This window comes from Labrys neptuniae (assembly GCF_040797145.1).
Lineage (GTDB): Bacteria > Pseudomonadota > Alphaproteobacteria > Rhizobiales > Labraceae > Labrys > Labrys neptuniae.
In genome coordinates this window covers 1-26,705 of sequence record NZ_JBFNQD010000004.1, presented here as the reverse complement: position 1 = coordinate 26,705, position 26,705 = coordinate 1, and the positions used below count along the sequence as shown (strand labels likewise).

The window sequence follows — 26,705 nt, the reverse complement described above, 5'->3', positions numbered from 1 at the left end:
CTCGCGCAATAGGCCTTTCTAGCGTTCCTCCCGATGCGCGTTGCACCGACGCTCGCCATGAGCGGCCAGGCGTACGTGGAAATCGGCGGAGAGATCCGCCAGCGTTACCTTGGCAAACTGATCGAGCAACAATTGGCGCGCCTGGCCGAGCGCATCGTCGAGGCGGGCATTCACCGCCTGTTCGACCAGGCATTGCGCGTGGTCCTCGGCGAGACCCAGGGCGAATATGGGCGGTTCGCCGATGGCGGCATAGACATCGCGCAAGGTGAATTGATCCAGAGGTCGGGCCAGTTTCCAGCCGCCGCCATGGCCCTTCTCCGAGGTCACATAGCCCTGCTCCCGCAGCCCTGCCATGGTGCGGCGGATCACCACGGGATTGGTGTCGAGCATCCGGCCGATCTCGTCCGAGGTCAGCCCGCGTTCGGCCTGATCGATATGAAGCAGCACATGGAGCATGCGTGACAGCCGGCTATCGCGAGCCATTCGGTCCCCTTTCCTTTCAGCATCTCCGACCGGCCGCTGCACCGTGGCGATGATGGGTTGCCGCTATCCGTGATAACCGGAATTGAATCTCGTAACAATAAAAGTTGCGTTCTTCGTCGGCCGAACTATCATGTAACTTTCAATGATACGTATCTGGCAGGCGTGCCAGCAAAGGTTTCTCAACACCGGACTCAAGGTACTTCAATGACTGTGTCGCCTCTCGACCGTGCCGACCATTCCCCTCACGACGTCATCATTATCGGCGGCAGTTTTGCCGGCGTTTCCGCGGCGATGCAGCTCGCCCGCGCTCGACGCCGGGTGCTGCTCATCGATGCCGGCCTGCCGCGAAACCGCTTCGTGGAGAGCGCCCATGGCTTTCTCGGCCAGGATGGACGCCCGCCGCGCGAGATCATCGGCACCGCCCTCTCCCAGCTCTCCGCCTATCCGACTTTCAGCTTCCTCGCCGGCCAGGCCCAGCAGGCACGCCGGAGCGGGGCGTTCTTCGAAATCGAACTTGGAGGAAAAGGCATCATACGTGGCCGACGGCTGATCCTGGCGACCGGCGTCGGGGACGAACTGCCGGAGATCGCAGGCATGCGCGAACGCTGGGGCCTGTCTATCTTCAGCTGTCCCTATTGCCACGGCTTTGAAGTTGCGGAGCGCCGCCTCGGTGTCATCGCCAACCATCCGATGTCGGCGCACCAGGCCGTGCTGGTGTCGGATTGGGGGCCGACGGCCTATTTCACCCAGGGCCGGTTCGAGCCCGACGAGGACCTTCTGCCCCTGTTCCACGCCCGTAACATCGCGGTCGAGCGCAACCCGATCGTCGAGATCCTCGGCCGGGACACGGCAATCGAAGCGGTCCGCTCCGCCGATGGCCTGACGGTGCCGGTCGAGGCCATCTTCACCGCGCCGCGGACCTGTTTGACCTCGCCGCTGGCGGAGCAACTCGGCTGCCATATCGAAGACGGTCCTCTTGGGCCCCTCATCAGCGTCGACGACCAGAAGCGCACCAGCGTCGAAGGCGTCTTTGCCGCCGGCGACGTCACCAGCATGATGGCGAATGCCACGATGGCTTCGGCTGCCGGCGTGATGGCGGGCGTGTCGGCGCACCGCTCCCTTGTCTTCGAGAGCACGACACAAGGCTGATCCGACGCGTCGGGCAGAATGCAAGCGGCCGTCCACCGGATGCAAGCCATCGGGCGACCGAAGATCACATCGTCCGCGCGAGGCTGTCGGCGACGTCCTTGGCGGCCGCCAATGTCACGGCGATGTCCTCGCGGCTATGAGCCGTGGACACGAACAGATTCTCGTAAGCGCCGGGATGGAAGAGCACGCCGCGCTCCAGCATGCCCTCGAACCAGCGCCGGAACAGGTCCTGGTCGGCATGGCGCTCGGCGTCACGATAATTGTGGATCGGCTTGTCGGCGAACCACACCTGCATCAGGGGCCCAAGCCCGACCGTATAGGCGGGCAGCCCGGCCTGCTTCAGGACGAGGTCGAGGCCGGTTCTCAATTCGTCCGAGATGGCGTCCAGTTGTTCATAGGTCCCGTCCCGGCCGAGTTCGTCCAGCGCCGCATTGGCGGCGGCGACCGCAATGCCGTTGGCCGTATAGGTGCCCGCCATCGACACGGTACCGTCGGCGACCAGGCTCATGATCTCCTTGCGGCCGCCGAGCGCCGCTACCGGGAAGCCACCGCCGAGCCCCTTAGCGAACACCGACAGGTCAGGCCGGATGCCGAACCGCGCCTGGGCGCCGCCGAGGCCGAGCCGGAAACCGGTGATGACCTCGTCGAAGATCAGCACGACGTCATGCCGGGTGGCGAGATCGCGCATCGCCTCCAGATAGCCGGGCTTGGGCAGGATGCAGCCGGTGTTGCACATCACCGGCTCGGTGATGATGCCGGCGATCTCCTCGCCATGCCTGGCCAGAACGTCGGCCAGCACCTGCGCATCGTTCCAGGGCAGGATGATCAAGTTCTCTTCCACCCCGCGCGGCATGCCGGGACCCTGCGCCACCGCTTTGGGGCTGTGATCGGGTCCAGCCTTGTCGATCGGCGGATGCTTGCTCCAATACACCCCATCCGAAAAGCCATGGTACATACCCTCGAAGCGAATGATCTTGCGCTTCCTGGTGAAGGCCCGCGCCAGTCGGGTGGCATAGAGCACCGCCTCGGTGCCGGTATTGCACAGGCGCACCTGCTCGACACCGGGGACCGCGGCCACGATCTTCTCGGCCAGGACCGCCTCGTCGGCCGTCGGCAAAGCGAAGACGGTGCCGCGCTGCTCGATGAACTCCACGACGGCACGGGTTACCTTGGGCGGGCGATGTCCCAGGATCATCGGGCCAAGCCCGAGGAGATAGTCGATGTAGTGGTTGCCGTCGACATCGGCGAGCCGCGATCCTTCACCCTTTTCGACGAACAGGGGATAAGGCAGCCAGCCTGACCATTGGGCCCGGGCGGTCGAGTTCACGCCACCAGGAATGACATGGCGCGCCGTTTCGAACAGGGAGGCGCTGGTGGTGGTACGCGTGAGGGAAGGGCTGATGTAATTCACGGGATTGTCTCGATTGAGGAGGGTTTTGGCAGGCGCGTCACATGGGAACCGACGGGCGTGCGTCAGTGCTGGGCCAGATCGGCGTCGAGGAAGCCAAGGGGATGGGGCGGGCGGATCACCCGCGTGCCGGCCTGCTCCTGCTCCGAGGCAATGGTGCGGTGGAGCTCGGGCATCTTGGTCCAATGGACCTTGGGCCGGTAATGATGCTCGGCATGGTAGCCATTGTTCATCCAGGTCCAGTTGTAGACCTTTTCATAGGTGCTCACGCCCCAGGCCAGCGGCTTTTCCGGGTCGCCGCCGAAATGCTCGTAATAGCCGTTGAGGGATGACAGGCACTGGCCCAGATAGTTGAACGGCAGCATGCAGACGATGAAGCGCCAGTCGAGCAGCGCCAGCACCACATAAAAGCCGATCATCACAGCAAGTTCCAACTTGGCCTGTCGGGCCTCCCCCGGGCGCCTGAGCGCCATGGCCCGGAGGATCTCGGCCGGGTCATCGCGAAAATAGCTGAGGAAGGTATAGGCCCAGACATTTTCGGGCTTGCCGTCATGGCCATGCTTGTAGATCGAGAGGTAATCGATGGTTTTTCCGGCCTCATCGGGCCTGTCCATATTGCCGCTGTGATGGCGCATATGGACGAAGTTGTACATGGCCTGCGAAAAACCGAGCGTGATCGACAGCATGAAGCTGAAGACGACGTTCAGGGTCTGACTGGCGAAGAACGGATTATGAATGAAGTTGTGGGATATACTGTTGATATTCCAGGATATCGATAGCGAATAGATCAGCGCCAGGCAGATGAAGCTCCACCAGGACAAATGCGGGAAGGCGACGAACAACCCGATCACGGCGAGGAAATGAGCGGTCCCGAGTACGACGGGTACCCAGTCCCATGTTGAATAGTGCAGAATGCGCATCTTGAACGTTCCTGGTTCGGTCGCCTGGTTGCGGCGACCCACAGAGCGGCTGCCACACCAACCGCAAGGAACGTGCCAAGACCGCCAAAGCCTGGAATGCCCGCATTCCGCCACGACTTTCGACGTGTTGCGCGCCATAGCCGCGAATGGGAGGGCGGCCAGCGCCGCGACATTTCCTGACGCGAGCTACAAAACTTGTAGCTCGCAATTTGGAGGAAGGCCGGTGATCCGTGCCCTCGCCTGCGCTCATTCGCCGCCACAAGCCGTAACAACTGCTTTGAGAAGCGAGAGAAAAGCGGACGAGGACGCCTGCGATCCCAAGAAAGCCGACTGGCATGCATCTTGCGATGAAGGGGGCAAAACCTTCTGCCGGCGGATCGTGAAATGGCGTATCGGATATATTGCGACTTTGATGGAACGATTGCGACAAGCGACGTGACCGACGTGCTGCTGGAAGCCTTTGCGGCACCTGGCTGGCGCGACATCGAAGCCCAATGGCAGGCGGGCCTGATCGGCTCCGCCGTTTGCATGGCCCGCCAGGTGGCGCTGCTGCATTGCAGCCGCCCTGCCCTCGATCATCTGCTCGACGCCGTCGACATCGATCCTGGTTTCGTCGATTTCGTCGCCTTCTGCCGAGACCATGACATCGAGCCGATCATCGTCAGCGACGGCCTCGATTACGCCATCCGGCGCATCCTGTCGCGCGTCGGCCTGGGCGACCTGCCGGTTATCGCCAATCGCCTGATGTTCCTGGCCGAGGATCGTCATGCCATGCTCAGCCCGCATGCCTCCTCGGCCTGTCATTCGGCGGCCGGAACCTGCAAATGCGAAGCCGTGCGTTCGGCCGGCACCGCGGAGGCGCACACCGCCATCCTGATCGGTGACGGACGTTCCGACTACTGCGCGGCCGGGGTCGTCGATCTCGTCTTTGCCAAGGCAGGCCTGCGAGAGCACTGCCAGGCCAATGGCATCGTGCACCTGCCCTATGCGGATTTTGCCGAGGTCACCCGGCTCCTGGCCGAGCGGCTGCCAAACCTCGGCGCCGCCGGCTTGGCCGACCTGCCCACACATGCTCCCAGCGGCGCCTTTTTCGGACAGGAGAAGCAAGCCGTCCTGCTGGAAGCCGGCATCCCCGGCAGGGTGCTGCCATGATGCCGATCCGGGTCCTGGATCTCGACGGCAGCCTGCCCGGCCAGGGGCCGGTCGCCCGGCGCCTGCAGTCCGGCCAGGCTGTCCTGCATGACCTGCGCTCGCTTGGGCCGGCCCTGCGTCTATGGGCACGCCGCCAGGCCTATGCCGCCTTCGAGAGCTTCTGGGCCAGCCTGCCGGCCTCGTCGAGACCGGCGCTGACGCTGGTGGGTTCGGGTGATTTCCACCACCTCACCGCCAGTTTCATCGCCTCGGCTCCGGGGCCGCTGACCGTACTCCATTTCGACAATCACCCCGACTGGTGCTGGACCATGCCCCGCCGCCATTGCGGATCCTGGGTCAACGAAGCGCTCGCCCTGCCGCATGTCCAGCGCGTCGTCACCATCGGCCCCTGCAGCGACGATCTCGTGCGTCCAGATCGCAAGGGCGCCAATCTGGAGGCTCTATCGAACGGACGGCTGGAACTCTTCCCCTGGTGGCATGGTCCCTCGGAAACACGCAAGGCCGTCCGCAGCGGCGCCGGGCATGTCGCCGCCGACGGGCTGATCCGCTGGCACAATCTGGTGGACCAGGACTGGGGCGACTTCCTTTGCGCCCTGATGGAGCGTGTGCCGACCGAGCGGATCTGGATCACCATCGACAAGGACGTGCTGCCGCCGACGGAAGCCGTGACCAATTGGGACCAGGGTGGACTGCCGCTGCAACGCCTGATCGAAGCCATCAGGCGCCTGGCAGCCAATTTCAGCGTGGTCGGCGCCGATATCTGCGGCGAATACGCGCCGATCCGCCACCGCAATCCCTTCAAGCTCATCGAGGCCCGGCTCGATCAGCCGCGTTCCGACGCCGAACCCGATCTCTCCGTCAATGCCCATACCAACGAGCGGCTGATCGCCGCCTTCGAGGCTGCCCTATGAACGGTTTCGCCCTTCTGGTCCTCTTCGGCACGATCCTGTGCGATGTCGTCGGCCAGCTCTGCTTCAAGGCGGGCCTCGACGGCGTCACGGGCGGGGATTCCTCGCGGCCGGTCTGGCTCAAGGTCACGACGACGCCGTTGATCTGGCTGGGCGTGGCGACCTACGCCATCGAGATCGGCGCCTGGCTGTTCGTGCTGTCGCGTATGCCGCTGAGCGTGGCCTTCCCGCTGGCGAGCCTCTCCTATTGCGGCATCGCGCTCGCCAGCCGCTTCATTCTCAAGGAACCGGTATCGCGCCGGCGCTGGCTTGGAACCGCTCTCATCGCCGTAGGCGTCGCCATTGTGGGGACCTCGACATGAACGTCCATACCCCTATCGGCAAGTCCGAGGCCGAAAGCTCGCCGGCTCCCGCCCAGCCCCATGCCTTTCACTATGCCGGCGGCCCGACTGCCATCCTGTTGATCCATGGGCTCACCGGCACGCCGGCCGAGTTGAAGCTGGTCGCCAAGGGTCTCGTGAGGGCCGGCTATTCGGTCTATGGCGTGCAGCTTGCGGGCCATTGCGGCAGCGAGGCCGACCTCACCGCGACCGGCTGGAAGGACTGGCTCGCCAGCGCGCTCGAAGCCTTCGACCGGATCCGCCAGGACCACGACGCCGTGTTCGTCGGCGGCTTGTCGATGGGCGCGCTGCTAGCCCTACTGGTGGCATCCCACCGGTCCGACCGGGTGGCCGGCTGCCTGCTCTATTCGCCGACTATGTTCTATGACGGCTGGAGCGTGCCGCGCGGCAGTGTGCTTTTGCATGGGGCCATCCTGCTCGGGCTCGGGCGCTTCTTCCGCTTCCGCGAGAATTTTCCCTACGGCATCAAGGACGACAGGCTGCGGGCCAGGGTGCAGGCCGCCATGGAGTCCGGCCGCAGCGAAGAGGCGGGCCTGCTCTATATGCCCGGCCGCAGCCTTGCCCAGCTTCTTTACCTCATCCGGGACCTGAAACCGCGCCTGCCCGCCTTGCGCATGCCGGTCCTGGTCCTGCATGCCCGCGAGGACGACGTCACCAGCATCCGCAATGCCAATTACCTGGCGGCCAATCTTGGCGGCAATGTCGAGAAGATCCTGCTGGAGAACAGCTACCACATGATCACGCTCGACCAGGAACGTGAGCTGGTGATCGATCATTCCGTCGGTTTTCTCAAGCGTACCGAGCCCCGCCGGCTTGCTGCTCCCAGCCTGAGCCTGGCGCTCAATCGAGGACGATCATGACGCTCACCGCCGTCGTCGAAAACTCGATCACCGCCTTCGACAGCGCGGACTGGAACCGCTGCTTTCCGTCCGACCCGGAGAACTGGGCCTTCTATCGCGCCTGCGAGGAGGCTGGCCCGCCCGGCTTCACCTGGTACTACGCGGCCATCCGCGACAATGGCCGCCTGGTCGCCGTGGTGCCAGCCTTCGGCACCGAATATCGCCTCGACACCACCGTGCAGGGCGTCCTGAAGCGGATCACCAATCAGGTCCATCGCCTGCTGCCGGCCCTGCTGTCGCTGCGCCTGATTGCCTTCGGCTCGCCGGTTGCCGAGATCTGCCATCTCGGCTTCGCGCCGGAGGTGCCGGCCTATGACCGCCCGGCCTTGCTCAGGCGCATCGTCACCGCGCTGCAGGAATTCGGGGCGGCCAAGCGCTACGGCCTGCTCGGCATCAAGGATGCTCCTGCCCGGGACGACGGCCTATGGCGAGGCGCGCTCGCGCCGAGCGGCTTCACGCGTCTGCCCGGCCTGCCCACGGCCGTGCTCGACCTGCCTTACGGCAGTTTCGACGGCTATCTCGAGAGCCTGAGCAAGGCCACCCGCAAGGATATGCGGCGCAAGCTCAAGGCGTTCAAGGATATCCGGGTCGAGCAGCGCCGTAATATCGACCACGTGGTCGGCGAAGTGTCGGCTCTCTATGAACAGACCGTCGCCCATAGCGACCTGCAGTTCGAATATCTGCCGCCGGACTATTTCCCGCAGCTGCTGCGCTTTCTCGCCCCGGAGGCCAGTGTCTTCCTCTACTGGCACGACGACGAGCTGGTCGCCTTCAATTTCGTGATCGAGACCGCGGATCGCCTGATCGACAAATATATCGGCATGAACTACGCCGTCGTTCCGAAATTCAATCTCTACTTCAACAGCTGGCTGCACAATGTCCGCTATTGCATCGAGCGCGGCATCCCCGTCTACCAGAGCGGCCAGGCCTTCTACGGCCCCAAGCTGCGGCTCGGCTGCCGGTTGCAGCCCAATTGGCAATATTTCCGCCATCGCAACGCGGCAATTAACACCATATTGCAAGTCGTCGCCAAATTCGTGCGGTTGGACCGTTTCGATCCCGCGATCGCCAATCTCGTGAAGGAAGCGGCATGACCAACGCGATATCCGCCATGCGCCCGGACTACCGCAATACCCTGTTTGCGTGGCTGCTCCTGCTCGTGTTCGAGACCACCTCCCAGCTTGCCCTCAAGATCGGTGGCGAGGCGCTGGCCCATCTGCCCTTCGGCCTTGCCTGGCTCATGCAAGCGGCGAGCAATCCCTGGGTCATCGTCGGTGTCTTCGGCTATCTCGGTGCCTTCTCGGCCTGGATGGTCATCCTCGATCGCATTCCACTCAGCTTCGGCTTTCCCCTCACCGCCGTGGTGATGCTGGTGGTTGCCATCGCCTCCCACTACGTCTTTGGTGAAGAGCTCACACCCTGGCGCCTGGTCGGCATCGGCCTGATCGTCGCGGGGGTGGTCGTCATGGGAGGAGGCGACGGGTGACGATGCTCACCGTTCTCTATAAATGGTGGAGCCGGTCGATACGCTGGAAGCTCGTCGGCGTGTTCGTGATCATCAGCGTCATCCCGATGCTGATCGCGACCAAATTCGCCACGCAGGTCGTCTCCACCACCTTCGAGGACAATGTCGAGGCCTGGCTGTTCCAGACCTCGCACTTTTTCGTGGCCAACATTCTCGACCAGCGTCGGGAAACTGCCAGCATCGCCGACGTGCTCGCCGAGAACGGCAGCCTGACCGCTCTCGTCACCGGGCAGTCGCGAGAAATGCCGCCGGCAGTGTCGCATATGATCAACGCGCTCGGCTACGACCTCCTGCTGATCTCCGACAATGAAGGCAGGATCGTCTTCTCCTCCAAGCCCGCCACCAACATCACCAGCGTGCCCTTCGGCGAGGGGCAGAAGCTCTATCTCGACGTGATCGACGGTACGCCGACCCTGATGGCAGCGGGTTCCAGCACCTTCGACTATCAGGGCCAGCGCTACCATGTGCTGATCGGCACGCTGGTCGACCAGAGCTTCGTCGCCAATATGGGAGCGCTGTCGTCGCTGACCGTCCGCCTCTACTACAAGGTCAACGGTCAGTTCACGCAGGTCTACGCCTCCGGCGGCCAAGCCTCAGTGGCGTTGCCCCCGGCAACGCTGGCCGAAGTCGCCGGCAACGCCGCTGACGAGTATACATCCGCCGACATCGACGACGAAGACACCTCCATCGGCATCTATGCGCCGATCCGTGACGGCAACAATCTCATCGGCGTGCTGTTTTGCGGCCTCAGTTCGGAGTCGGGTATTGCCGACTGGGTGACGAGCAAGAACCTGTTCATCGCCATCTTCGCCTTCGGCATGCTGCTGTCGCTCGGTGCCGGGTTGATCATGTCGCGCCTGCTCACCAGCCCGGTCATCCGCCTTGCGGAAGGCGTCAACGCCATCGCGAAGGGCGATTTCACCCAACGCGTGCCGACGCGCCGCCATGACGAGCTCGGCCAGCTTTCCACCGCCTTCAACTCGATGGCCCAGCAGCTGGAGGGTCTGCGCAAGATGGAGGCCAAGCTCAGACGGCGCGAGCGCATGACCACGCTCGGCGAGGTCGCCGCCGGCCTCGCCCATGAGGTGCGCAATCCGCTCGGCATCATCAAGACGTCCGCCGAACTCCTGCAGAACGGTGCCAATCTGACCGAGGTGGAAACGCGGCGCCTCGGTTATGTCATCGACGAAGTCCGCCGCATCGACCAGCTCATCCGCGACTTCCTGGCCTTTGCCCGGCCGCCGCAGCGCATGATGGACCTGGCTCCCGTCGATCTGATCGACCGGGTTCTCGGCAGTTGCCAGAGCGAGATCGAGCATCAGAAAATCCTTGTCAACGTCGAGGATGAAAGCGGCGGTGCCCGCATCCATGTCGATCGCGACCAGATGATCCAGGCCTGCCTCAACCTGGTGCTCAATGCCCTGCAAGCCATGGAAGGAATGCCCGAACTGGCGACGGCACCCGGCCTTGCCGTTCGCCCGCGTCTCGATATCCGCATCGCCAGCGAAGGAGACGAGGTGCATTTCATCTTTGCCGATAATGGCCCGGGCATCCCGCCAACCCTGATCGACCGCATCTTCGATCCCTTCGTCACCACCAAGGACAGCGGCACCGGCCTCGGCCTCGCCCGCGTCTTCGCAGTTGCCGAGGGCCATGGCGGCTGGATCGAGGCCCGCAACGCTGCGCATGGCGGCGCCATTTTCGAACTCGTGATACCCGCATCCCAACGGAGGGCAGGCGATGTCCCAAACGATCCTGCTCGTTGACGACGAGGTGAAGCTGCTCGACGTGCTGAGCGGCGTGCTGGAGGGGCTGGGCTACCGCCCGCTCACCGCCAGCAGCGGTGCTGCCGCGCTCGAGCGGCTGGAGCAAGAACCCGTCGACCTCGTGCTCAGCGATCTGCGCATGCCCGGCATGAGCGGGCAGGAATTGCTGGCCGAGATTCACCGTCGCCATCCCTCGATGCCTGTGGTGATCATGACGGCCTACTCGACCGTGCGCGACGCGGTCCAGGCCATCAAGGATGGCGCCTTCGACTATATCGACAAGCCGATCGAACAGGAGGAACTGGCGACGACCCTCGCCAACGCGCTGCGCCTTCACGAGGCCTTGCGCGACAATGAACGGCTACGCCAGGAACTGGCGGGGCGCTACAAGTTCGACACGCTGGTGGGCAAGTCTCCGGCCTTCCAGAAGGTGCTGCGCGCGGTCAGCGAAGTGTGCGAACAGCGCACCACCGTGCTGCTCACCGGCGAGAGTGGCTCGGGCAAGGAAGTGGTGGCACGCGCCATCCACTTCAACAGCCCGCGCCAGCGCAAGCCCTTCGTCGCCGTTAATTGCGCCGCCATTCCCGAAGCGCTGCTGGAAAGCGAGTTCTTCGGCCATGTGAAGGGCAGCTTCACCGGCGCGGTCAGCAACCGTGTCGGCCGCTTCGCCCAGGCCGAGGGCGGAACTCTCTTCCTCGACGAGGTCGGCGACATGCCGCTGAACCTGCAGGCCAAGATCCTACGCGTGCTGCAGGAGCGTCAATATGAACCGGTGGGCGCGACGGGGTCGCGCACGGCGGACGTGCGCATCATCGCCGCGACCAATCGCGACCTCACCCAGATGGTGGCTGAGAACAAGTTCCGCGAGGACCTTTATTACCGCCTCGCCGTTTTCCCGATTGCCTTGCCCCCGCTGCGCGAACGCGCCGAGGACATTCCGCTGTTTCTCGATCTTTTCGCCGACGACCTCGCGCCCACGCTCGGCAAGCGCGACATCCGTTTCAGTCCCGATGCAGTGCGCGTGCTGGCCGCCTATCGCTGGCCCGGCAACATCCGCGAATTGCAGAACTGCGTGGAACGTTCGCTGATTTCGGCACGGGGCCCGGTGATATCGGCCACCGACCTGCCGCCCTACATCGCCGAAAAGCCCGGCAACGGCACGGCGCAGGATTTTCCCATTCAACTCGACGATGCCGCCGCCGCCTTCGAGCGCGGTCTCATCGTCGAGGCCCTGAAGCGGGCCGACGGCGTGCAGGTGCGCGCAGCCGAACTGCTCGGCATCAATGAACGCAGCCTTTGGCACCGGCTGAAGAAATACGAGATCACCGTCTCCAAGACGGTCGGGCCGCGCTCCTAGCGTCGCCCCATAGGAGATCATGAGATGGCTTCCACCCTGGACCGCATCCTGCTCTGGGCTTTTGCGAGGATCGTCAGCCACGGCAATCTGACGGTGGTGACGCCCGCCGGAACCAGGCTCGCCTTCGGTGACGGCAGTGGCGAAGCGGTTACCGTCCGCCTGACCGACCGGGCTGGCGTCATCGCTCTACTGACCGATCCCGACATGCGGCTCGGCGAACTCTATATGGACGAGCGCTTCCTGGTCGAGCAGGGCTCGATCTACGATTTCGTCCATCTCATCCTGCGCGAGGGCCAGAACCAGACCCATCCCCTGCCCGCGCGCCTGATCGATCGTACCCGCGCCGCCCTGCGCCGATTCCGGCTGCGCAACCTGCCGAGCCGTTCCAAGCGCAATGTCGCGCATCACTATGATCTCGATGGACGCCTCTACAATCTGTTCCTGGATGCCGACCGGCAATATTCCTGCGCTTATTTCGAATATCCGGGCCAGAGCCTGGAGGGTGCTCAGGCTGCCAAGAAGCAACACATCATCGCCAAGCTGCGGATCCGGCCACAGCACAAGGTGCTAGACATCGGCTCAGGCTGGGGTGGCCTCGCCTGCTCGATCGCCGAAGCGGGTGCAAGCGAGGTCCGCGGCGTCACCCTGTCGGAAGAGCAACTCGCCTTTGCCCGCGCGCGGCCCAAGGGTGCCGCCGAAGGCCGCGTCCATTTCGAACTGATCGATTATCGCAGTGTCCAGGGGCATTTCGACCGCATCGTTTCCGTCGGCATGTTCGAGCATGTCGGCCTTGCCCATTACGAGACCTACTTCAGGACGGCGGCCCGGCTCCTGGCCGATGATGGGGTGATGCTGCTCCACACCATCGGCTGCTCGGCCGAACCCGGCTTCACCACGCCCTGGCTCGACAAATACATCTTCCCCGGCGGCTATATTCCCTCGCTCTCGGAGATCCTGCCGGCCATCGAACGCGCCGGGCTGATCGTCACCGATGTGGAGGTGCTGCGCTTGCACTACGCCGAAACCCTGAGAGCCTGGCGCGAGCGCTTCCTGGCGCGCTGGAGCGAGGCCGAGGCGCTCTACGACGCTCGTTTCTGCCGGATGTGGGAATATTACCTTGCCGCCGCCGAGGTTGCCTTCCGCTGCGAAGACCTCGTGGTGTTCCAGATCCAGCTTGCCAAGTCCAACCAGGCCCTGCCGATGACGCGCGACTATATCGCCGCCGCGCACCCACCGGCCGCCGGCAATTTTACAAATGTAGACACGCAACTCGACAGCGCGGCCTGAGACGGCGCGCGCCAACTGCTCCCGCCCGGCTCGCCGCCGGGCAAACCTTCGAACGCAACGAACTGATGGAATAGCCGCAAGAACATCCTTCAACACCACTGAACGGTGACGACCATGGCCCATATCGTGCTGATCAATCCGCGCTTCGAGGCTTCCTATTGGGGATTGGAACATGCCCTACCCCTGTTCGACGCCAAGGCCAACCTGCCGGTCGCCTGCCTGCCCTTGCTGGCAGCGCTGACACCGGCCGAACACACCGTGACCCTGATCGACGAAAACGTCGAAGCAATCGACTACGAGCTCTGCGCCCGGGCAGATATTATCGGCCTCACCGGCATGATCGTACAGCGTTTCCGCATGCGCGAGATCCTCGACGAACTCAAGCGCCACAATTGTTTCGTGGCGGTCGGCGGGCCCTGGATCACCGTGCGGGAGGACTATTTCGGCGATGATGCCGACGTCACCTTCGTCGGTGAGGCCGAGGAAAGCTGGCCGCGCTTTCTGGATGATTGGATCCAGAACCGCCATGCCCGCCGCTACGAACAGGCCGACAAAACCGACATGAGCACGGTGCCGGTACCGCGCTTCGACCTTCTCAAGATGGACGACTACGCCGTCGGCAGCGTGCAGTTCTCGCGCGGCTGCCCGTTCACCTGCGAATTCTGCGACATCATCGTGGTGTTCGGTCGCAAGCCGCGCATCAAGACCAGCAGGCAAGTCATCGCCGAACTGGAGGCGTTGCTGGCGACAGGCATGGATACCGCCTTCATCGTCGACGACAACCTGATCGGCAACAAGAAGGCGATCAAGGACGTGCTGCGTGACGTCATCGCCTGGCAGGTCGCGCATGACTATCCGATGACCTTCGTCACCGAGGCCTCCATCGACCTCGCCGACGACGCCGAGTTGATGGAGTTGATGGTCGACGCCAATATCAGGGTGGTATTCATCGGCATCGAGACGCCGAACGAGGCGGCCCTGCGCGAAACCAAGAAGCTGCAGAACGTGCGCAAGGGCGCCACCATGCTGGAGAAGGTCCACACCATCCAGCGCAGCGGCATCGAGGTGTGGTGCGGCATGATCCTCGGCTTCGACAGTGACGATGCCACCATCTTCGAGGCCCAGCGCCGCTTCATCAAGGACTCGCGCATCGTCAATGCCATGGTGGGCATGCTCGCAGCCATTCCCAAGACGCCGCTCTATAGCCGCCTCGCCAAGGAGGGCCGCCTCGACCTCGCCGACCGGCAGCCCTACGGCACCAATGTCATCCCCCTCAATTTCAGCCGCGAGGCGTTGCGCGACGGCTATCTGGACGTAATGGCCGATCTTCACCAGCCCCAGGCCTATTTCGATCGCCTGGATGCCCTCTATCTCGACGAGCGCATCAGGCCCGAACGCTCGAGGCTGCGGCATCTGCGCCGCCATCCGCTGCGTTTGGCAAGGCTCAACCTGATGTGGATGCTCGAGGCCGCCGGCATCTTCCTGCGCCTGATGCGCCGGGTACCCCAGAAGGAACTGCGCCGGGTCTATCGCCAGCGCCTGTGGACGATGCTCAAACGCCGGCGCTCACCGGTGGTAATGCAGATCTATGCGATCAAATGCGCCATGCACTACCACGCCCACATCATGATCACCGATATGCGGGCCGGCCGGATCGTCAACTCGTTCTGAAAAATGCGGAGCAAGCCTGCGCTCGGCCTAGTACTCTACAGTTGCTTCTTTGTTCGAAGGGGATTTGGAGTGTCAGCCCCGCTCCATCACTTGATGGAGCTGTGGAGGCTGACACTCCCCTTTTCCCGTGCTCCTTCATGCAAACGCAACTGCAGTGCTAGCAGCACCCGCCGCCGCTTGCTTTCGAACTGCAGCACGCCGTCGCGCCGGCCGGTTGCTCGAGCCGATGGCGCGGCTTGCAAATTGCCGGGCGCCCTTCGAGTTTGAGGACGATCTGCTCGCCACCGGCGATTTCAAGTGCACCGACATCGAATATCTGCATGGGCTCGCCAGGCTGGCCCACCTCGAAGGTAAGCCGGGCATCCGCTTCAAGCTCCAGCCTTTCCGCGACCCGTTGCAGAATTCGTTCGAATTTGGCGACGGACATGAAATCCCCGTCGGCGGTCGCCTCGATGTCCTCGACCTGCAGGATCGTTTCTCGCCAGGCATCCGGATTGCCGCCACAATCCAGGGTGACGAACGAGCCCGCCTTGACCTCGGTGACATGATAGCCGGGCCGTATCGTCCGCTCGCCATAATGCAGCACCAGCCCCTTGCCGGCATGCGGCTTCAACGCAGCTCGGAAACCGTCGAGCGAGGCATCGCCGCCAAATTCGATCGTCAATGGGCTGGCAGAAGCGTTCATGTTGGTGTATCCATCATTTCAATGAGTCTTGAGATGTTGAGATAAAAATGGACGAAAAGCAAGCCCTCAATGCCTTCGCCGCCCTATCCCAGGAAACACGGCTGAGGATCGTCAAGCTGCTGGTGACGGCTGGCCCGGGCGGCTTGGCGGCAGGCGCGATTGGCGAGGCCATGGACGGCGCTTCCTCCTCGCGCATGTCGTTTCACCTCAGCCACCTCGAGCAGGCCGGTCTGGTTGAATCGCGCCGTGAGGGACGTTCGATCCTCTACAGCGCGGCCTATCCGGCGCTTTCCGGCCTGATCGAATTCCTCATGCGTGACTGCTGTCAGGGCCACCCGGAAGTCTGCAATCCCGCCGTCGCCTCGCTCTCGGCGTGCTGTGCTCCTCGAAAGGATATCCCCCATGCCTGACCCGCATGCGCCTTCGCACATCTACAATGTGCTGTTCCTGTGCACCGGCAACTCGGCCCGCTCGATCCTGGCCGAGAGCATCCTGCGCAAGGATGGCCGTGGCCGCTTCAACGCCTTCTCGGCCGGCAGCAAGCCCAGGGGCAGCGTCCATCATTTCGCACTGCATTGCCTGGAACGGGCTGGATATCCGATCGAAGGCCTGCGCTCGAAGAGCTGGGACGAGTTCTCCGGGCCTGATGTGCCGCAGATGGATTTCGTCTTCACCGTCTGCGACGACGCGCATGGCGAGACCTGTCCGGTCTGGCCCGGGCACCCGATGTCGGCCCATTGGGGCATCGAGGACCCGGCTCGTGTCGAGGGCAGCGACATCGAGAAGGAAACGGCGTTCGTCACGGCGCTGCGTTTTCTCAAAAACCGCATCAGTGCTTTCATCGCTCTGCCAGTCGCCAGCCTGGATCAGGCATCCCTACGCGCACAGCTCATCGAAATCGGCCAATCCGAAGGGGCAACCTCGCCCCGCAACAGCGCGGCATGACGGCCAGCATGGATATCGTCATCTATCACAATCCCGATTGCGGCACTTCGCGCAACACACTGGCCTTGATCCGGCAATGGGGGACTGAGCCCCATGTCATCGAATATCTGAAAACGCCTCCCTCACGGGCCCTGCTGGCTCGGCTCGTCGAGCGAATGGGTATCGGCGTGCGAGCGCTGATCCGGCAGAAGGGCACGCCCTATGCGGAACTCGGATTGGATTCGCCTGATCTGACCGACGATCAGCTCCTGGATGCGATGATCGCACACCCCGTCCTGATCAACCGGCCCATCGTTGTCAGTCCACTTGGCGTGAAGCTCTGCCGACCGTCCGACGTCGCGCTTGATCTCCTTCCTCAAGCAATGGCACGCTTGAGGATCGAAAAGGAGGAAGGTGTTCCCTTCCTGAAGGACGTCGCCGCAGCTCCGACCAATCCGGCCTTTGTCGCCGCCCTCCAGGCGGAAAACTTACCGGTCGACGACCTCGCCGAGCCAGGCAGCAGATTCTTTGCCTATCACACACTCGACGGCCAGCCTGTCGGCTTTGGCGGCTATGAGTTGCAGGGCGACGAGGTTCTGATCCGATCGGTCGTGGTACCGCAGGAGGCGAGAGGAACGGGGATCGGCCGCAACATCGTGCCCTTGCTGCTCTACCGGGCTTATGAAGCTGGTGCAAAGCGAGCCTGGCTCCTGACGACATCGGCATCTGATTTCTTCTCTCGCGTCGGCTTCAAGCCGGTAGAGCGGGCAGCTGCGCCCATCGCAATCCTGGCGACACGCCAGGCGTCATCGCTTTGCCCCGCCAGCGCGGTGCTCATGACCCGCAAGATCAGTTTCTGACATGTCCACATTCGAACGCTACCTGACGCTCTGGGTTGCCCTTTGCATCCTCGCCGGCATTGCACTCGGCCATTTGATGCCGGCGGCCTTCCAAACCATCGGCGCCGCCGAGATCGCCAAGGTCAATCTCCCGGTCGCCGTGCTGATCTGGCTGATGGTCATCCCCATGCTGCTGAAGATCGACTTCGCCGCCCTGCGCGAGGTCGGCCGGCACTGGCGGGGCATCGGCGTCACCCTCTTCATCAATTGGGCCATCAAGCCATTCTCCATGGCATTGCTCGGCTGGCTGTTCATCGGCTGGCTGTTCCGGCCCTATCTGCCGGCTGTCCAGATCGACAGCTACATCGCCGGGCTCATCATCCTCGCTGCGGCGCCCTGCACCGCCATGGTGTTCGTCTGGTCGAACCTGACCAAGGGCGAGCCGCATTTCACCTTGAGCCAGGTCGCGCTCAACGATGCCATCATGGTCGTCGCCTTCGCGCCGATCGTCGGCCTGCTGCTCGGCCTCTCGGCGATCACCGTGCCATGGGGCACGCTCGTCCTGTCGGTCGGGCTTTATATCGTCATTCCGGTGACGGTGGCACAGTGGCTTCGCCGTCGCTTGCTGGCCACCGGAGGCCAGGCGGGGCTCGACCATTTTCTCGCGCGCATCGGCCCCCTCTCCCTGCTGGCGCTCCTCGCCACGCTGGTGCTGCTGTTCGGCTTCCAGGGCGAGCAGATCATCGCTCAACCCCTAGTCATCGCGCTGCTTGCCGTACCGATCCTGATCCAGGTCTATTTCAATGCGGGGCTTGCCTATGTGCTCAATCGCATCGCAGGCGAACAGCATTGCGTCGCCGGCCCCTCGGCCCTGATCGGCGCCTCCAACTTCTTCGAGCTTGCCGTTGCCGCCGCCATCAGCCTGTTCGGCTTCAACTCGGGGGCCGCCCTGGCAACCGTCGTCGGCGTGCTGATCGAAGTACCGGTGATGCTGTCCGTGGTGTGGATCGTGAATCGATCCAAGCCTTGGTATGAGCGGGGTTCCTCCGCGGCCGCAGCGGAAGGACGCGATGGATGACGAACGACCTGCCCAACATCGCCGCTGATTGCGTGCAAATCCCCTCGCTCGATCGTCTGCGGCCGAAGGCGTCGGGACATCCGCCACGCATCCTGATGCTCTATGGCTCGCTGCGGGAACGCTCCTACAGCAGGTTGCTGACCTTGGAAGCGGAACGGCTCCTCAGGCATTTCGGCGCAGAGACCCGGATCTTCGATCCGCATGGCTTGCCGCTGCCGGACACCGAGCCGGCAGATCATCCCAAGGTCCGCGAACTACGGGAGCTGTCGCAATGGTCAGAGGGGCAGGTCTGGTGCAGCCCTGAGCGCCATGGTGCCATGACAGGTATCATGAAGGCACAGATCGATTGGATTCCCTTGTCGATCGGAGCGGTACGCCCGACCCAGGGCAAGACGCTTGCCGTCATGCAGGTCTCAGGCGGTTCGCAATCCTTCAATGCGGTCAACCAGATGCGCGTCCTCGGCCGCTGGATGCGAATGATCACCATCCCCAACCAGTCCTCGGTCGCCAAGGCCTATGAGGAGTTCACGCCCGACGGTCGTATGAAGCCCTCATCCTATTACGAGCGCGTCGTCGATGTAATGGAAGAACTGGTCAAGTTCACCCTGCTGACGCGCGATGCCTCGGATTACCTCACCGATCGCTACAGCGAGCGGAAGGAAGCACACGCAGCCCTTGAAGCCCGTCTCAAACTGACGGAAGTCCGATGACTCAATCCCACGCTGGCCAGTGATCACCATCATCGGGCGGCACAGATCTTTGCACTGAGGGCTTCCTACCACGCACCTGCCGTGCTGGCGGATTTCTCGCGCGACTCTTCCATGGCGCTGCGCCCGCCTATCGGAATTTCAGGCCGAAGGAATAGCTCAGGCTGAGGCCGACCGTGTTCTGGTTGAGCGAACCGAAACGCTTCGTGACCGGGCTGTCCGCGGCATCGCCCGTCAGGCGCTCGTATTTGTCATAGAGCGTCGCTTTCCAGGCCGGTGAAAACTGGTAGGAAAGCGAGGCTAGGGCACCATAGGCCTTGATGCCGGCTGAGGGGTCGTAGGGGACCACCTGGCCGTTGCGCACGGCATCGCGCTCCGTCACACCGAAGGAGGAGCGCATATAGGTGCCGTTGCCGACCGACAGGCGCGGGCCGATGGAAAAGGTGAAAGCGTCATAGGGCTGCACCCAGTCGGCCGAGAAATCGGCGACCAGCCCTTGCCCGGCCCGCAGGGCCTGGCGCACTTCCGCCCGGGCACGGAGCTGATTCTCGATCAGCCAATATTCCATGAACAGGCCGGCATCGAGCGTCGCGGGCACCGTATGCACGCCGGTGAGGTCCCGCTCATCCGATCGCGAGCGGCCGCCACGGAAATCGGCAGCGGGCCCAATGGCAAAGCCATGGCTTTCGAACACCGAAAACGAGAATGCGTCATCGGGGGCGCCCCATCCGGGTGCCTCCCCTGCTCGCCTGATGTCGAAATCGGAGGGCAGCACGGTAACGCTGGTTTTCGAGGCTCCCTCATAGGTCGGTCCATACTGCGTCCCGACCCCCACCGTCACGATCCAGTCCGGACCGGCGTCGGGCAGTGAGGAAAAGTTCAGCACCGAATAGGGAGAACGTTCATCGGCATGCACTCGCGAGCCGGGCATGAACGTGCCGGCGGCGAAGCCAAGGAAAGCCAGAACGGGCAATACTCTCGAACGCATGGACGCGGCATCCTCAAACTGGATCGTACTTGCGGCGCGTTCCGTCGCGTTGACAAGCAAAATCAGGCTAGAGGCTTAAGATTTCATGGGCATGACGCGCCTGTGCCACGGGAGAGCTCTGCCGTTCGTCACCTCGTCTTGATTGTCAATCGTCATGGCCGTGCCGGCGTCAGCTTGGCCCCCAGATAGAGACGGTTCATCAATCTGAGCTGGTCCGGCGCGCCCTGCGTCGTCGGCGCGTCCTTGCGCATCATGCCGACCATGGTCTTCATATTGTTGAGCACGACTGCGGCGATGTCGTCCGCCTCGGCCTCCGCCAGGCCTGTCGCGTTGGCCATCAGCGCCGCGCGCACGCCGGCAAGAGCCTGGGCGCGGAAGCGCAGGCGGATCTGCGTCCAATCCGTCCTGGAATCCAGCAGGGCCGTAACGGCTCGCGCCTGGGGATGAAGCTTCACCAGGAGATCGATAAGGATGTCCGCCAACTGCTCCGGCGTAGCGCCTGCCGCCTGATCGCGCACGGCGTCATAGGCAGCGGCAAGGACCGTTGCATAATGATCCATCAGCGCATCCGCCACCGCGTCCTTGCTGGGGAAGAAGCGATAGAGCGAACCGATGCGGGCATCGGCGCGCAGGGCGATCTCCGCCATGGTGGTCGCCTCGAAGCCCCGCTCCTGGATCACCTCCGCCGCCGCTTCCAGGAGTTCGGCGACGCGCTGCCGGCCGACCTCGCGCTGGGGCGCCAAGGTTTTGCGTTTCTGGCTTGACAAATTTGAGCTCATCCTCAAATACATACGCTGCTTGAGCAATTCCTCAAATAGATATCGATCTCCCCGCCATCATGCAACCCTGGCGCGAGGTAGTCGAAAACTCCGCAAAAGGATCAATCCATGCCCGCTCTGCCCGCCTCGACGACGGCTCTGATCTTGATCGATCTGCAAAAGGGAATTGTCGGCACGGCCGCCGAGCCCTATTCCGGCCCCGATGTGCTGATCAAGGGGCAGGAACTGGCCCGGCGCTTTCGGGCAGCTGGAGCGCCCGTCATCCTTGTCAATGTCGCCTTCTCCGCCGATCGCGGCGATGCCCTCAAGGCACCGGTCGACCAGCCCATGAGAATACCGCCCGGCGGATTTCCCGAGGGCTGGGCGGATCTGGCCGACGGTCTTGCAGACCCCTCCGACCTCAGGATCACCAAGCATCAATGGGGCGCCTTCTACGGCACCGAACTCGACCTGCAGCTGAGGCGCCGCGGCATCACCACCGTTGTCATCGGCGGCATCGCCACCAATATCGGCGTCGAATCGACCGCCCGCGCCGCCCATGAACACGGCTATGCCGTCGTGCTGGTGGAGGACGCCTGCACAGGCCGCGCTGCCGACATGCACGCCTTCGCCTTCCAGCGCATCTTCCCGCTGCTCGCCCGCGTGACCAAGGCCGACGACGTCACGTTGCAGCCATGACAAGCCCGCAGGTACGGTCGGGGATACGCAGCTAGAACCCTAAGACTACGGCGGGACAAGGCCATGGCTCGGACAGTCGCCATGGCCCTCCGCTGCGTCGTCGTTCAGTCATAGATCGGGAAGCGCGCGAGCAGGCCGCTCACCTCCTGGCGCACGCCGGCTTCCACAGCGGCATTGCCCTCCTCGCCATTGGCGGCGAGACCATCGATCACCGCCAATGTGAGGCGGGCGACCTCCTTGAATTCCTCGACCATGAAGCCGCGTGTCGTGCAGGCCGGCGTGCCCAGGCGCACGCCGGAGGTCACCATCGGCCCCTGGGGATCGAAGGGAATGCCGTTCTTGTTGCAGGTGATGTGAGCCCGGCCGAGCGCCGCTTCCACCGCCTTGCCGGTGAGGTTCTTGCGGGTAAGGTCCACCAGCATCAGATGGGTATCGGTGCCACCCGACACGATGTCGACACCGCCGGAGGACAGCGCTTCGGCGAGGGCTCTGGCATTGTGGACGACATTGGCGGCATAGGTCTTGAACGCAGGGGTCAGCGCCTCGCCGAAGGCCACAGCCTTGGCAGCGATCACATGCATCAGCGGGCCGCCCTGCAGGCCGGGGAAGACCGCCGAATTGATCTTCTTGCCGATCTCCTCGTCATTCGACAGCACCATGCCGCCGCGCGGACCGCGCAGGGTCTTGTGCGTCGTGGTCGTCACCACATGGGCATGGTCGAGCGGGTTGGGGTGGACGCCGCCGGCGACCAGGCCGGCGAAATGCGCCATGTCGACGAAGAGCTTGGCGCCGACCTCGTCAGCGATCTCCCGGAAAGCCTTGAAATCGATGATGCGCGGATAGGCCGAGCCACCGGCCAGGATAATTTTCGGCCGATGCGTCCTGGCAAGGTCGCGCACCTGATCGAGGTCGATGCGGTGCGTCTGCGGGTCGACGCCATAGGAAACCACGTTGAACCATTTGCCCGACTGGTTGACCGGCGCGCCATGGGTGAGGTGTCCGCCGGCGGCGAGGTTGAGGCCGAGAAAGGTATCGCCCGGCTGCATCAGGGCCATGAACACCGCCTGGTTCGCCTGGCTGCCGGAATTGGGCTGCACATTGGCAAAGCTGCAGTTGAACATCTGCCGCGCCCGCTCGCGGGCAAGGTCCTCGACCTCGTCGACATGCTGGCAGCCGCCATAATAGCGCCGCCCCGGATAGCCCTCGGCATATTTGTTGGTGAGGACCGAGCCTTGCGCTTCCAGCACGGCCCTGGAGACGATGTTTTCCGAGGCAATCAGCTCGATTTCCTCGCGCTGGCGATGGAGCTCGCGACCGATCGCACCGCTGACCGCCGAATCGGCCTTGGACAAGGTATCGTGAAAGAAATGGCCGATATCCGTGCTATCGGTTCTGACGGGGCTGTCCATGAAACTCCTCCCTTATGGCGCCCGGAGGCGCTGATATGACCATCGTCAGCCGGTCCAACCGAGCCCGGCCGAGATGCAGTTGATCGAAAGCAGCAGGGCATTGACCGCTCGCTTGGGGCTGGCGGACTTGCCGTCCTGGGCGCGGACTTCACGCAGGAGCTGGACCTGCAGGCGGTGGATCGCATCCATCTGCGGGCGGGTCTGGTCGAAATGGCGCTTGAAGGAGGGAAACCGCTCCGAAAGGGCCAGTCCGCCATTGACCTCGGCGATCATCTTGCGAGTCAGCTCATATTCGGCCGCGATCTTGCGGTAGATGCGCTCGCCAACCTCGCCGTCCTGCACCAGCGAGGCATAGAGACGCCCGATCTCCATGTCGGTCTGGTAGAGCCCCTTGTCGACCTCGTCGACGACGAGGCGAAAGAAGCGCGAGCGTTCGAACATCTGGCGCAGCAGATCGAGCCCCGCCTCGCCGCGGACGCCGACGAAGGAGTTGAGCGCGCTGCCGATGCCATACCAATTGGTGATCAGGTGCCGGTTCTGGCTCCAGGCGAAGACCCAGGGGATGGCGCGCAGGTCGGCAATGTCACGGGCGCCGAAACGCCGGGCCGGGCGCGAGCCGATCTTGAGCAGCGACAATTCCTCGACCGGGCTCGCCTGGTTGAAATAATCGATGAAACCCGGCTCGCGGATCAGGCCGGAATAGGTTGCCTGCGACATGCCGGTCAGCGCTTCCAGCGCCTCGTTGAACTCGGGATTGTCCTTGAGCTGGCTCTCGTTGCGCGACTTGACCGAATGGGCGAACACGCTCGCAGCCAGGATCTCGAGCTGGTAGAGGCCGGTGCCGCGATTGGCGAATTTCGACGATACCACTTCGCCCTGCTCGGTGACGCGCATCACGCCGTCGATGGTGCCGGCCGGCTGGGCCGCGATGGCCCGGCCGGTCGGCGCCCCGCCGCGGCTGACCGAACCGCCGCGGCCATGGAAGAAGCTGATCTTGACCTTGCGCTTGAGGCCGAGGGCAGTGATGCGCCGCTGCGCCTTGCTCAGCTCCCAATTGGATGCAAGGAAGCCGCCATCCTTGTTCGAGTCGGAATAGCCGAGCATTACTTCCTGGCGGTTGGCGAATTCGCGCACCGATCGGCGCACGATGGAAAGGCCCAGCAGCTGGTCGAGAATGTCGGGGGCGGCCCGCAGGTCCGCGATGGTCTCGAACAGCGGCACCACCCGCAGATTGATGGTGCCGCTGCCGTCGGCGGCCGTGGCTAGACCGCTATATTGCGCCAGCAGATAGACGGCGAGCAGGTCGTCACAGGAGCGCGTCATCGACAGGATGAAGGCGCCGATCGCGCCTGCACCCGGATCGGCAGAAGCCTCGCGGATGACGTCGAAGAGGTCGAGCAATTCCCGGGCTTCGTCGGACAAGGTTGCCCGGTCAAAAACCGGTCTCCGGCCCGATTGCAGTTCGGACCGCAGGCGCGCGCTCCATGGGCCGGTTTCCGGCTGCGGAGAGTCGCCTCCCGGGATCTGGCCGAACAGCTCGGCCAGCACGCGATTGACCACGGTGGAATTCTGCCGGATGTCGAGCGAGACTGTGCGGAAGCCGAAACTCTCGACCTGCTGGCGCAGGGGACGAATGAGGCGCCGTGCCGTCAGGGAGCCGCCAAGCCGGACGAGGACGTTTTCCAGCTCGCTGAGATCGGCGTTGAAGGTGTCCGCGCGGACATAGGGCTCTGCCATGGACTCGCTGCGCATGGCGCGCAGGCGCTCCAACATGCCCGCCGCGAACTGACGCAGCGGCTCTCCCGGGTTGCGGGCCATGACGGCCGATGCGGCACCCGTCGAGCGCAGGAGGCGCTCGAGGGCCTTGCCGAAATCCTCGGGAATGTCGACGACGTTGGCGCTGACGCTGAGCAAGGTCACCAGACGGCGCACCTGCTGAATGTACCAGCCGATGATGGCCTGGCGGCAGGCATCCAGCGCATAGGCCGTGGTCTTGGCCGTGACATTGGGGTTGCCGTCGCGATCGCCGCCGATCCAGGAGGCGAAATGCAGGAAGGACGGCACCTTGAGGTCATATTCCGGATAGTGGCGTGCCAGCGCCTCCTGGGCCGTCTCGTAGATCCGGGGTGTCGCCTCGAAGATGACCTCGCGGAAGAAGTGGAGGCCCCAGGCGATTTCGCGCTCGACCGAGGGGCGTTCGAGGCGCAATTCGCCGGACATCCACAACAGCTCGATCTCGCTCGCGAGATCGTTGACATGCTGCTCGCGCTCGCGCGGCGCCCAGCGATGCTGCTCCAGTTCGGTGAGCTTGCGATAGATGCGGCGGTGGATCTCGAGAACGGTGACGCGCTTGGCTTCGGTCGGATGGGCCGTCATCGTCGGCCCGACCCACAATTGATCGAGCGCGGCCTGCACTTCCTCGGCCGGATAGCCGGCGGAGGCGATCTCCCCCATCACATTGGAAAAGGAGCCGACGATCTCGTCGGCGCCGCCGACCTGCTCGAGCTCACGCCGGGCGCGCATGGCCAATAGCTCGTTGGCGATGGTGACCAGCTGGAACCAGATCCCGGTCGCCTGCAGGGCGCAGATGCGTTGCTTCTTGTCGAGCGTATCCAGCGGTTCGGTGCCGGCCAGCACCGCAGCCAGAGATGGCTCGCGTTCGCTCACGACGGATAGCAGCAGCCTGAACAGCAGGCTGCGTACATCCTCGCGGAAACTGAGTGGCCTGCTCTCGTCCAAGGCGTCCCCCGTTCGCTGGAGCAAAGCGCGTTCGAGTGTGACCGCTTGTTTGCTCTCGCTCTTTGTTTCGACGCGCCCTTGCGATTCGAGGTGACCCCATCTCATCGCAAAACGCTCTAGCCACGATCCCGCAGGCGGCCCGATACCGGCCTTTCGCCTGTTCCCCCGAATGCTTGGTTCTGGGGATTTTTGGTTGGCTTAGCAGACCGCGTTTTGCCCCGGTTGGAAACGCCCGGACGGGTAGAAATCCTGCTCGTTCGGGTGGTGGAAAGACTGGCCGCCCGGATGACACCGATTGCCCTGCCGAGCAATGACGGGCCGTCGCCTCCGTCCGGACGTGCAGGCGAAGGATGTACGGCGAGCCCGCAAAAGAAAACGGAGGCGGCCAAGGCCGCCCCCGCATGATTGAAACCACCGATATAGGCAGTTTCGAACGCTTTACCCGAAGATCAGACGAGATCGAAGCGATCGGCGTTCATGACCTTGGTCCAGGCGGCGACGAAGTCGGCGACGAAGCGGGCCTTGGCATCGTCGCTGGCATAGACCTCGGCCAGGGCGCGCAGCTGCGAGTTGGAGCCGAACACCAGGTCGGCGCGGGTGCCGGTCCACTTCACCTCGCCCGTGGCGCGGTCGCGACCCTCGAACACCTCCTCGGCCGCCGAGGTCGCCTTCCAGGCCGTGCCCATGTCGAGCAGATTGACGAAGAAGTCGGTGGTCAACGCGCCCGGCCGGTCGGTCAGCACGCCGTGCTGGCTGCCGCCGGCATTGGCGCCGAGCACCCGAAGGCCGCCGACCAGCACGGTCAGTTCCGGCGCCGTCAGGCCCAGGAGCTGGGCCCTGTCGACCAGCAGTCCCTCGGCCGGCACGCTGTAGGTGGTCTTCAGATAGTTGCGGAAGCCGTCCGCCACCGGCTCGAGCACGGCGAAGGATTCCACATCCGTCTGCTCCTGGCT

General features: G+C 63.7%; 27 protein-coding genes and 1 pseudogene. 19 read left to right on the top strand and 9 right to left on the bottom strand.

Annotated elements, in window-relative coordinates:
* Nucleotides 1–18: 18 nt before the first annotated feature.
* Complete coding sequence (locus ABXS05_RS14130; RefSeq protein ID WP_367624342.1) at nucleotides 19–483, bottom strand: Rrf2 family transcriptional regulator; 465 nt, start codon at nucleotides 481–483, stop codon at nucleotides 19–21.
* A gap of 204 nt (nucleotides 484–687) precedes the next feature.
* Here ABXS05_RS14130 and ABXS05_RS14125 point away from each other — a divergent pair, with 204 nt between their 5' ends.
* The gene (locus ABXS05_RS14125; RefSeq protein WP_367624341.1) at nucleotides 688–1,632 is read left to right on the top strand and encodes an NAD(P)/FAD-dependent oxidoreductase; all 945 of its coding nucleotides are present in this window, start codon (nucleotides 688–690) and stop codon (nucleotides 1,630–1,632) included.
* Nucleotides 1,633–1,696: 64 nt separating this feature from the next.
* Here the strand turns inward: ABXS05_RS14125 and ABXS05_RS14120 are convergent, their stop codons facing one another.
* Nucleotides 1,697–3,043 (bottom strand): aspartate aminotransferase family protein, encoded by a 1,347-nt coding sequence (locus tag ABXS05_RS14120; RefSeq protein ID WP_367624340.1) that lies wholly within the window; start codon nucleotides 3,041–3,043, stop codon nucleotides 1,697–1,699.
* Between the two features lie 62 nt (nucleotides 3,044–3,105).
* Nucleotides 3,106–3,960: a fatty acid desaturase family protein gene (locus ABXS05_RS14115; protein ID WP_367624339.1), complete on the bottom strand. Its 855-nt coding sequence runs from the start codon at nucleotides 3,958–3,960 to the stop codon at nucleotides 3,106–3,108.
* A 223-nt stretch (nucleotides 3,961–4,183) separates the two neighbouring features.
* Between ABXS05_RS14115 and ABXS05_RS14110 the strand changes: the two genes are divergently transcribed.
* The 11 genes from ABXS05_RS14110 to ABXS05_RS14060 all read left to right on the top strand — a co-directional run bounded on the left by ABXS05_RS14110 (nucleotide 4,184) and on the right by ABXS05_RS14060 (nucleotide 14,926).
* The gene (locus ABXS05_RS14110) at nucleotides 4,184–4,399 is read left to right on the top strand and encodes a hypothetical protein (protein ID WP_367624338.1); all 216 of its coding nucleotides are present in this window, start codon (nucleotides 4,184–4,186) and stop codon (nucleotides 4,397–4,399) included.
* Nucleotides 4,396–5,112 carry an MtnX-like HAD-IB family phosphatase gene (locus tag ABXS05_RS14105; protein ID WP_367624337.1) on the top strand — a complete coding sequence of 239 codons (717 nt, stop codon included), beginning with the start codon at nucleotides 4,396–4,398 and terminating at the stop codon, nucleotides 5,110–5,112. Before ABXS05_RS14110 ends, ABXS05_RS14105 begins: the two co-directional genes overlap by 4 nt.
* Nucleotides 5,109–6,023 carry an arginase family protein gene (locus ABXS05_RS14100; RefSeq protein ID WP_311945004.1) on the top strand — a complete coding sequence of 305 codons (915 nt, stop codon included), beginning with the start codon at nucleotides 5,109–5,111 and terminating at the stop codon, nucleotides 6,021–6,023. The genes ABXS05_RS14105 and ABXS05_RS14100 overlap by 4 nt, the downstream gene beginning before the upstream one ends.
* The gene (locus ABXS05_RS14095; protein ID WP_311945002.1) at nucleotides 6,020–6,382 is read left to right on the top strand and encodes an EamA family transporter; all 363 of its coding nucleotides are present in this window, start codon (nucleotides 6,020–6,022) and stop codon (nucleotides 6,380–6,382) included. The genes ABXS05_RS14100 and ABXS05_RS14095 overlap by 4 nt, the downstream gene beginning before the upstream one ends.
* Complete coding sequence (locus ABXS05_RS14090) at nucleotides 6,379–7,281, top strand: alpha/beta hydrolase (protein ID WP_311945001.1); 903 nt, start codon at nucleotides 6,379–6,381, stop codon at nucleotides 7,279–7,281. The genes ABXS05_RS14095 and ABXS05_RS14090 overlap by 4 nt, the downstream gene beginning before the upstream one ends.
* On the top strand, nucleotides 7,278–8,414 hold the full coding sequence (locus ABXS05_RS14085; RefSeq protein ID WP_367624336.1) for a GNAT family N-acetyltransferase: 1,137 nt from the start codon (nucleotides 7,278–7,280) through the stop codon (nucleotides 8,412–8,414). Before ABXS05_RS14090 ends, ABXS05_RS14085 begins: the two co-directional genes overlap by 4 nt.
* Nucleotides 8,411–8,806 (top strand): EamA family transporter, encoded by a 396-nt coding sequence (locus ABXS05_RS14080; RefSeq protein WP_367624335.1) that lies wholly within the window; start codon nucleotides 8,411–8,413, stop codon nucleotides 8,804–8,806. The genes ABXS05_RS14085 and ABXS05_RS14080 overlap by 4 nt, the downstream gene beginning before the upstream one ends.
* A 2-nt stretch (nucleotides 8,807–8,808) precedes the next feature.
* The gene (locus ABXS05_RS14075) at nucleotides 8,809–10,611 is read left to right on the top strand and encodes a sensor histidine kinase (protein WP_367624596.1); all 1,803 of its coding nucleotides are present in this window, start codon (nucleotides 8,809–8,811) and stop codon (nucleotides 10,609–10,611) included.
* On the top strand, nucleotides 10,586–11,968 hold the full coding sequence (locus tag ABXS05_RS14070; protein WP_367624334.1) for a sigma-54-dependent transcriptional regulator: 1,383 nt from the start codon (nucleotides 10,586–10,588) through the stop codon (nucleotides 11,966–11,968). The genes ABXS05_RS14075 and ABXS05_RS14070 overlap by 26 nt, the downstream gene beginning before the upstream one ends.
* 24 nt (nucleotides 11,969–11,992) lie before the next feature.
* On the top strand, nucleotides 11,993–13,255 hold the full coding sequence (locus ABXS05_RS14065) for a class I SAM-dependent methyltransferase (RefSeq protein WP_367624333.1): 1,263 nt from the start codon (nucleotides 11,993–11,995) through the stop codon (nucleotides 13,253–13,255).
* 114 nt (nucleotides 13,256–13,369) lie between these two features.
* Nucleotides 13,370–14,926 carry a B12-binding domain-containing radical SAM protein gene (locus tag ABXS05_RS14060; RefSeq protein ID WP_367624332.1) on the top strand — a complete coding sequence of 519 codons (1,557 nt, stop codon included), beginning with the start codon at nucleotides 13,370–13,372 and terminating at the stop codon, nucleotides 14,924–14,926.
* Nucleotides 14,927–15,083: 157 nt separating this feature from the next.
* Here ABXS05_RS14060 and ABXS05_RS14055 read toward each other — a convergent pair whose 3' ends face one another.
* Nucleotides 15,084–15,611, bottom strand: a complete 528-nt coding sequence (locus ABXS05_RS14055; RefSeq protein ID WP_367624331.1) for a DUF6428 family protein — start codon at nucleotides 15,609–15,611, stop codon at nucleotides 15,084–15,086.
* A 47-nt stretch (nucleotides 15,612–15,658) separates the two neighbouring features.
* On the opposite strand from ABXS05_RS14055, the gene ABXS05_RS14050 reads away from it, so the two are divergent.
* The 6 genes and pseudogenes from ABXS05_RS14050 to arsH all read left to right on the top strand — a co-directional run bounded on the left by ABXS05_RS14050 (nucleotide 15,659) and on the right by arsH (nucleotide 19,162).
* Complete coding sequence (locus ABXS05_RS14050) at nucleotides 15,659–16,021, top strand: ArsR/SmtB family transcription factor (RefSeq protein ID WP_367624330.1); 363 nt, start codon at nucleotides 15,659–15,661, stop codon at nucleotides 16,019–16,021.
* A complete protein-coding gene (locus ABXS05_RS14045; protein ID WP_367624329.1) occupies nucleotides 16,014–16,556 on the top strand; it encodes an arsenate reductase ArsC in 543 nt (180 codons plus the stop codon). Before ABXS05_RS14050 ends, ABXS05_RS14045 begins: the two co-directional genes overlap by 8 nt.
* An 8-nt stretch (nucleotides 16,557–16,564) precedes the next feature.
* Nucleotides 16,565–16,951: pseudogene (gene arsC, locus ABXS05_RS14040) on the top strand (arsenate reductase (glutaredoxin)); the annotation flags it as partial.
* On the top strand, nucleotides 16,928–17,395 hold the full coding sequence (arsN2, locus tag ABXS05_RS14035) for an arsenic resistance N-acetyltransferase ArsN2 (RefSeq protein ID WP_437178672.1): 468 nt from the start codon (nucleotides 16,928–16,930) through the stop codon (nucleotides 17,393–17,395). The pseudogene arsC and the gene arsN2, both read left to right, overlap by 24 nt.
* Nucleotide 17,396: 1 nt before the next feature.
* Nucleotides 17,397–18,452, top strand: coding sequence for an ACR3 family arsenite efflux transporter (gene arsB, locus ABXS05_RS14030; RefSeq protein ID WP_367624328.1), 1,056 nt, complete (start codon nucleotides 17,397–17,399; stop codon nucleotides 18,450–18,452).
* Nucleotides 18,449–19,162, top strand: a complete 714-nt coding sequence (gene arsH / locus ABXS05_RS14025; RefSeq protein WP_311944981.1) for an arsenical resistance protein ArsH — start codon at nucleotides 18,449–18,451, stop codon at nucleotides 19,160–19,162. The genes arsB and arsH overlap by 4 nt, the downstream gene beginning before the upstream one ends.
* A 127-nt stretch (nucleotides 19,163–19,289) precedes the next feature.
* Here arsH and ABXS05_RS14020 read toward each other — a convergent pair whose 3' ends face one another.
* Both ABXS05_RS14020 and ABXS05_RS14015 read right to left on the bottom strand, forming a co-directional pair.
* Complete coding sequence (locus tag ABXS05_RS14020; RefSeq protein ID WP_367624327.1) at nucleotides 19,290–20,147, bottom strand: MipA/OmpV family protein; 858 nt, start codon at nucleotides 20,145–20,147, stop codon at nucleotides 19,290–19,292.
* 152 nt (nucleotides 20,148–20,299) lie between these two features.
* Nucleotides 20,300–20,914 carry a TetR/AcrR family transcriptional regulator gene (locus ABXS05_RS14015; RefSeq protein WP_367624326.1) on the bottom strand — a complete coding sequence of 205 codons (615 nt, stop codon included), beginning with the start codon at nucleotides 20,912–20,914 and terminating at the stop codon, nucleotides 20,300–20,302.
* A gap of 120 nt (nucleotides 20,915–21,034) precedes the next feature.
* Between ABXS05_RS14015 and ABXS05_RS14010 the strand changes: the two genes are divergently transcribed.
* Entirely contained in the window at nucleotides 21,035–21,604 is a 570-nt protein-coding gene (locus tag ABXS05_RS14010; RefSeq protein ID WP_367624325.1) for a hydrolase, read from the top strand.
* A 104-nt stretch (nucleotides 21,605–21,708) separates the two neighbouring features.
* Here the strand turns inward: ABXS05_RS14010 and glyA are convergent, their stop codons facing one another.
* The 3 genes from glyA to ABXS05_RS13995 all read right to left on the bottom strand — a co-directional run.
* Nucleotides 21,709–23,013 (bottom strand): serine hydroxymethyltransferase, encoded by a 1,305-nt coding sequence (glyA, locus tag ABXS05_RS14005; protein ID WP_367624324.1) that lies wholly within the window; start codon nucleotides 23,011–23,013, stop codon nucleotides 21,709–21,711.
* 45 nt (nucleotides 23,014–23,058) lie between these two features.
* A complete protein-coding gene (locus ABXS05_RS14000; RefSeq protein ID WP_367624323.1) occupies nucleotides 23,059–25,752 on the bottom strand; it encodes a phosphoenolpyruvate carboxylase in 2,694 nt (897 codons plus the stop codon).
* 449 nt (nucleotides 25,753–26,201) lie between these two features.
* Nucleotides 26,202–26,705: peroxidase family protein (locus tag ABXS05_RS13995; RefSeq protein ID WP_367624322.1), on the bottom strand; the 504-nt coding region annotated here is incomplete at its 5' end.

Bases quoted from the DNA above. Each gene is read 5' to 3' on its own strand.
- ABXS05_RS14130 (WP_367624342.1), bottom strand. From the start codon at position 483: ATGGCTCGCGATAGCCGGCTGTCACGCATGCTCCATGTGCTGCTTCAT.
- ABXS05_RS14125 (WP_367624341.1), top strand. From the start codon at position 688: ATGACTGTGTCGCCTCTCGACCGTGCCGACCATTCCCCTCACGACGTC.
- ABXS05_RS14115 (WP_367624339.1), bottom strand. From the start codon at position 3,960: ATGCGCATTCTGCACTATTCAACATGGGACTGGGTACCCGTCGTACTC.
- ABXS05_RS14100 (WP_311945004.1), top strand. From the start codon at position 5,109: ATGATGCCGATCCGGGTCCTGGATCTCGACGGCAGCCTGCCCGGCCAG.
- ABXS05_RS14095 (WP_311945002.1), top strand. From the start codon at position 6,020: ATGAACGGTTTCGCCCTTCTGGTCCTCTTCGGCACGATCCTGTGCGAT.
- ABXS05_RS14090 (WP_311945001.1), top strand. From the start codon at position 6,379: ATGAACGTCCATACCCCTATCGGCAAGTCCGAGGCCGAAAGCTCGCCG.
- ABXS05_RS14085 (WP_367624336.1), top strand. From the start codon at position 7,278: ATGACGCTCACCGCCGTCGTCGAAAACTCGATCACCGCCTTCGACAGC.
- ABXS05_RS14080 (WP_367624335.1), top strand. From the start codon at position 8,411: ATGACCAACGCGATATCCGCCATGCGCCCGGACTACCGCAATACCCTG.
- ABXS05_RS14075 (WP_367624596.1), top strand. From the start codon at position 8,809: ATGCTCACCGTTCTCTATAAATGGTGGAGCCGGTCGATACGCTGGAAG.
- ABXS05_RS14070 (WP_367624334.1), top strand. From the start codon at position 10,586: ATGTCCCAAACGATCCTGCTCGTTGACGACGAGGTGAAGCTGCTCGAC.
- ABXS05_RS14065 (WP_367624333.1), top strand. From the start codon at position 11,993: ATGGCTTCCACCCTGGACCGCATCCTGCTCTGGGCTTTTGCGAGGATC.
- ABXS05_RS14060 (WP_367624332.1), top strand. From the start codon at position 13,370: ATGGCCCATATCGTGCTGATCAATCCGCGCTTCGAGGCTTCCTATTGG.
- ABXS05_RS14055 (WP_367624331.1), bottom strand. From the start codon at position 15,611: ATGAACGCTTCTGCCAGCCCATTGACGATCGAATTTGGCGGCGATGCC.
- ABXS05_RS14050 (WP_367624330.1), top strand. From the start codon at position 15,659: ATGGACGAAAAGCAAGCCCTCAATGCCTTCGCCGCCCTATCCCAGGAA.
- ABXS05_RS14045 (WP_367624329.1), top strand. From the start codon at position 16,014: ATGCCTGACCCGCATGCGCCTTCGCACATCTACAATGTGCTGTTCCTG.
- arsB (WP_367624328.1), top strand. From the start codon at position 17,397: ATGTCCACATTCGAACGCTACCTGACGCTCTGGGTTGCCCTTTGCATC.
- arsH (WP_311944981.1), top strand. From the start codon at position 18,449: ATGACGAACGACCTGCCCAACATCGCCGCTGATTGCGTGCAAATCCCC.
- ABXS05_RS14020 (WP_367624327.1), bottom strand. From the start codon at position 20,147: ATGCGTTCGAGAGTATTGCCCGTTCTGGCTTTCCTTGGCTTCGCCGCC.
- ABXS05_RS14010 (WP_367624325.1), top strand. From the start codon at position 21,035: ATGCCCGCTCTGCCCGCCTCGACGACGGCTCTGATCTTGATCGATCTG.
- glyA (WP_367624324.1), bottom strand. From the start codon at position 23,013: ATGGACAGCCCCGTCAGAACCGATAGCACGGATATCGGCCATTTCTTT.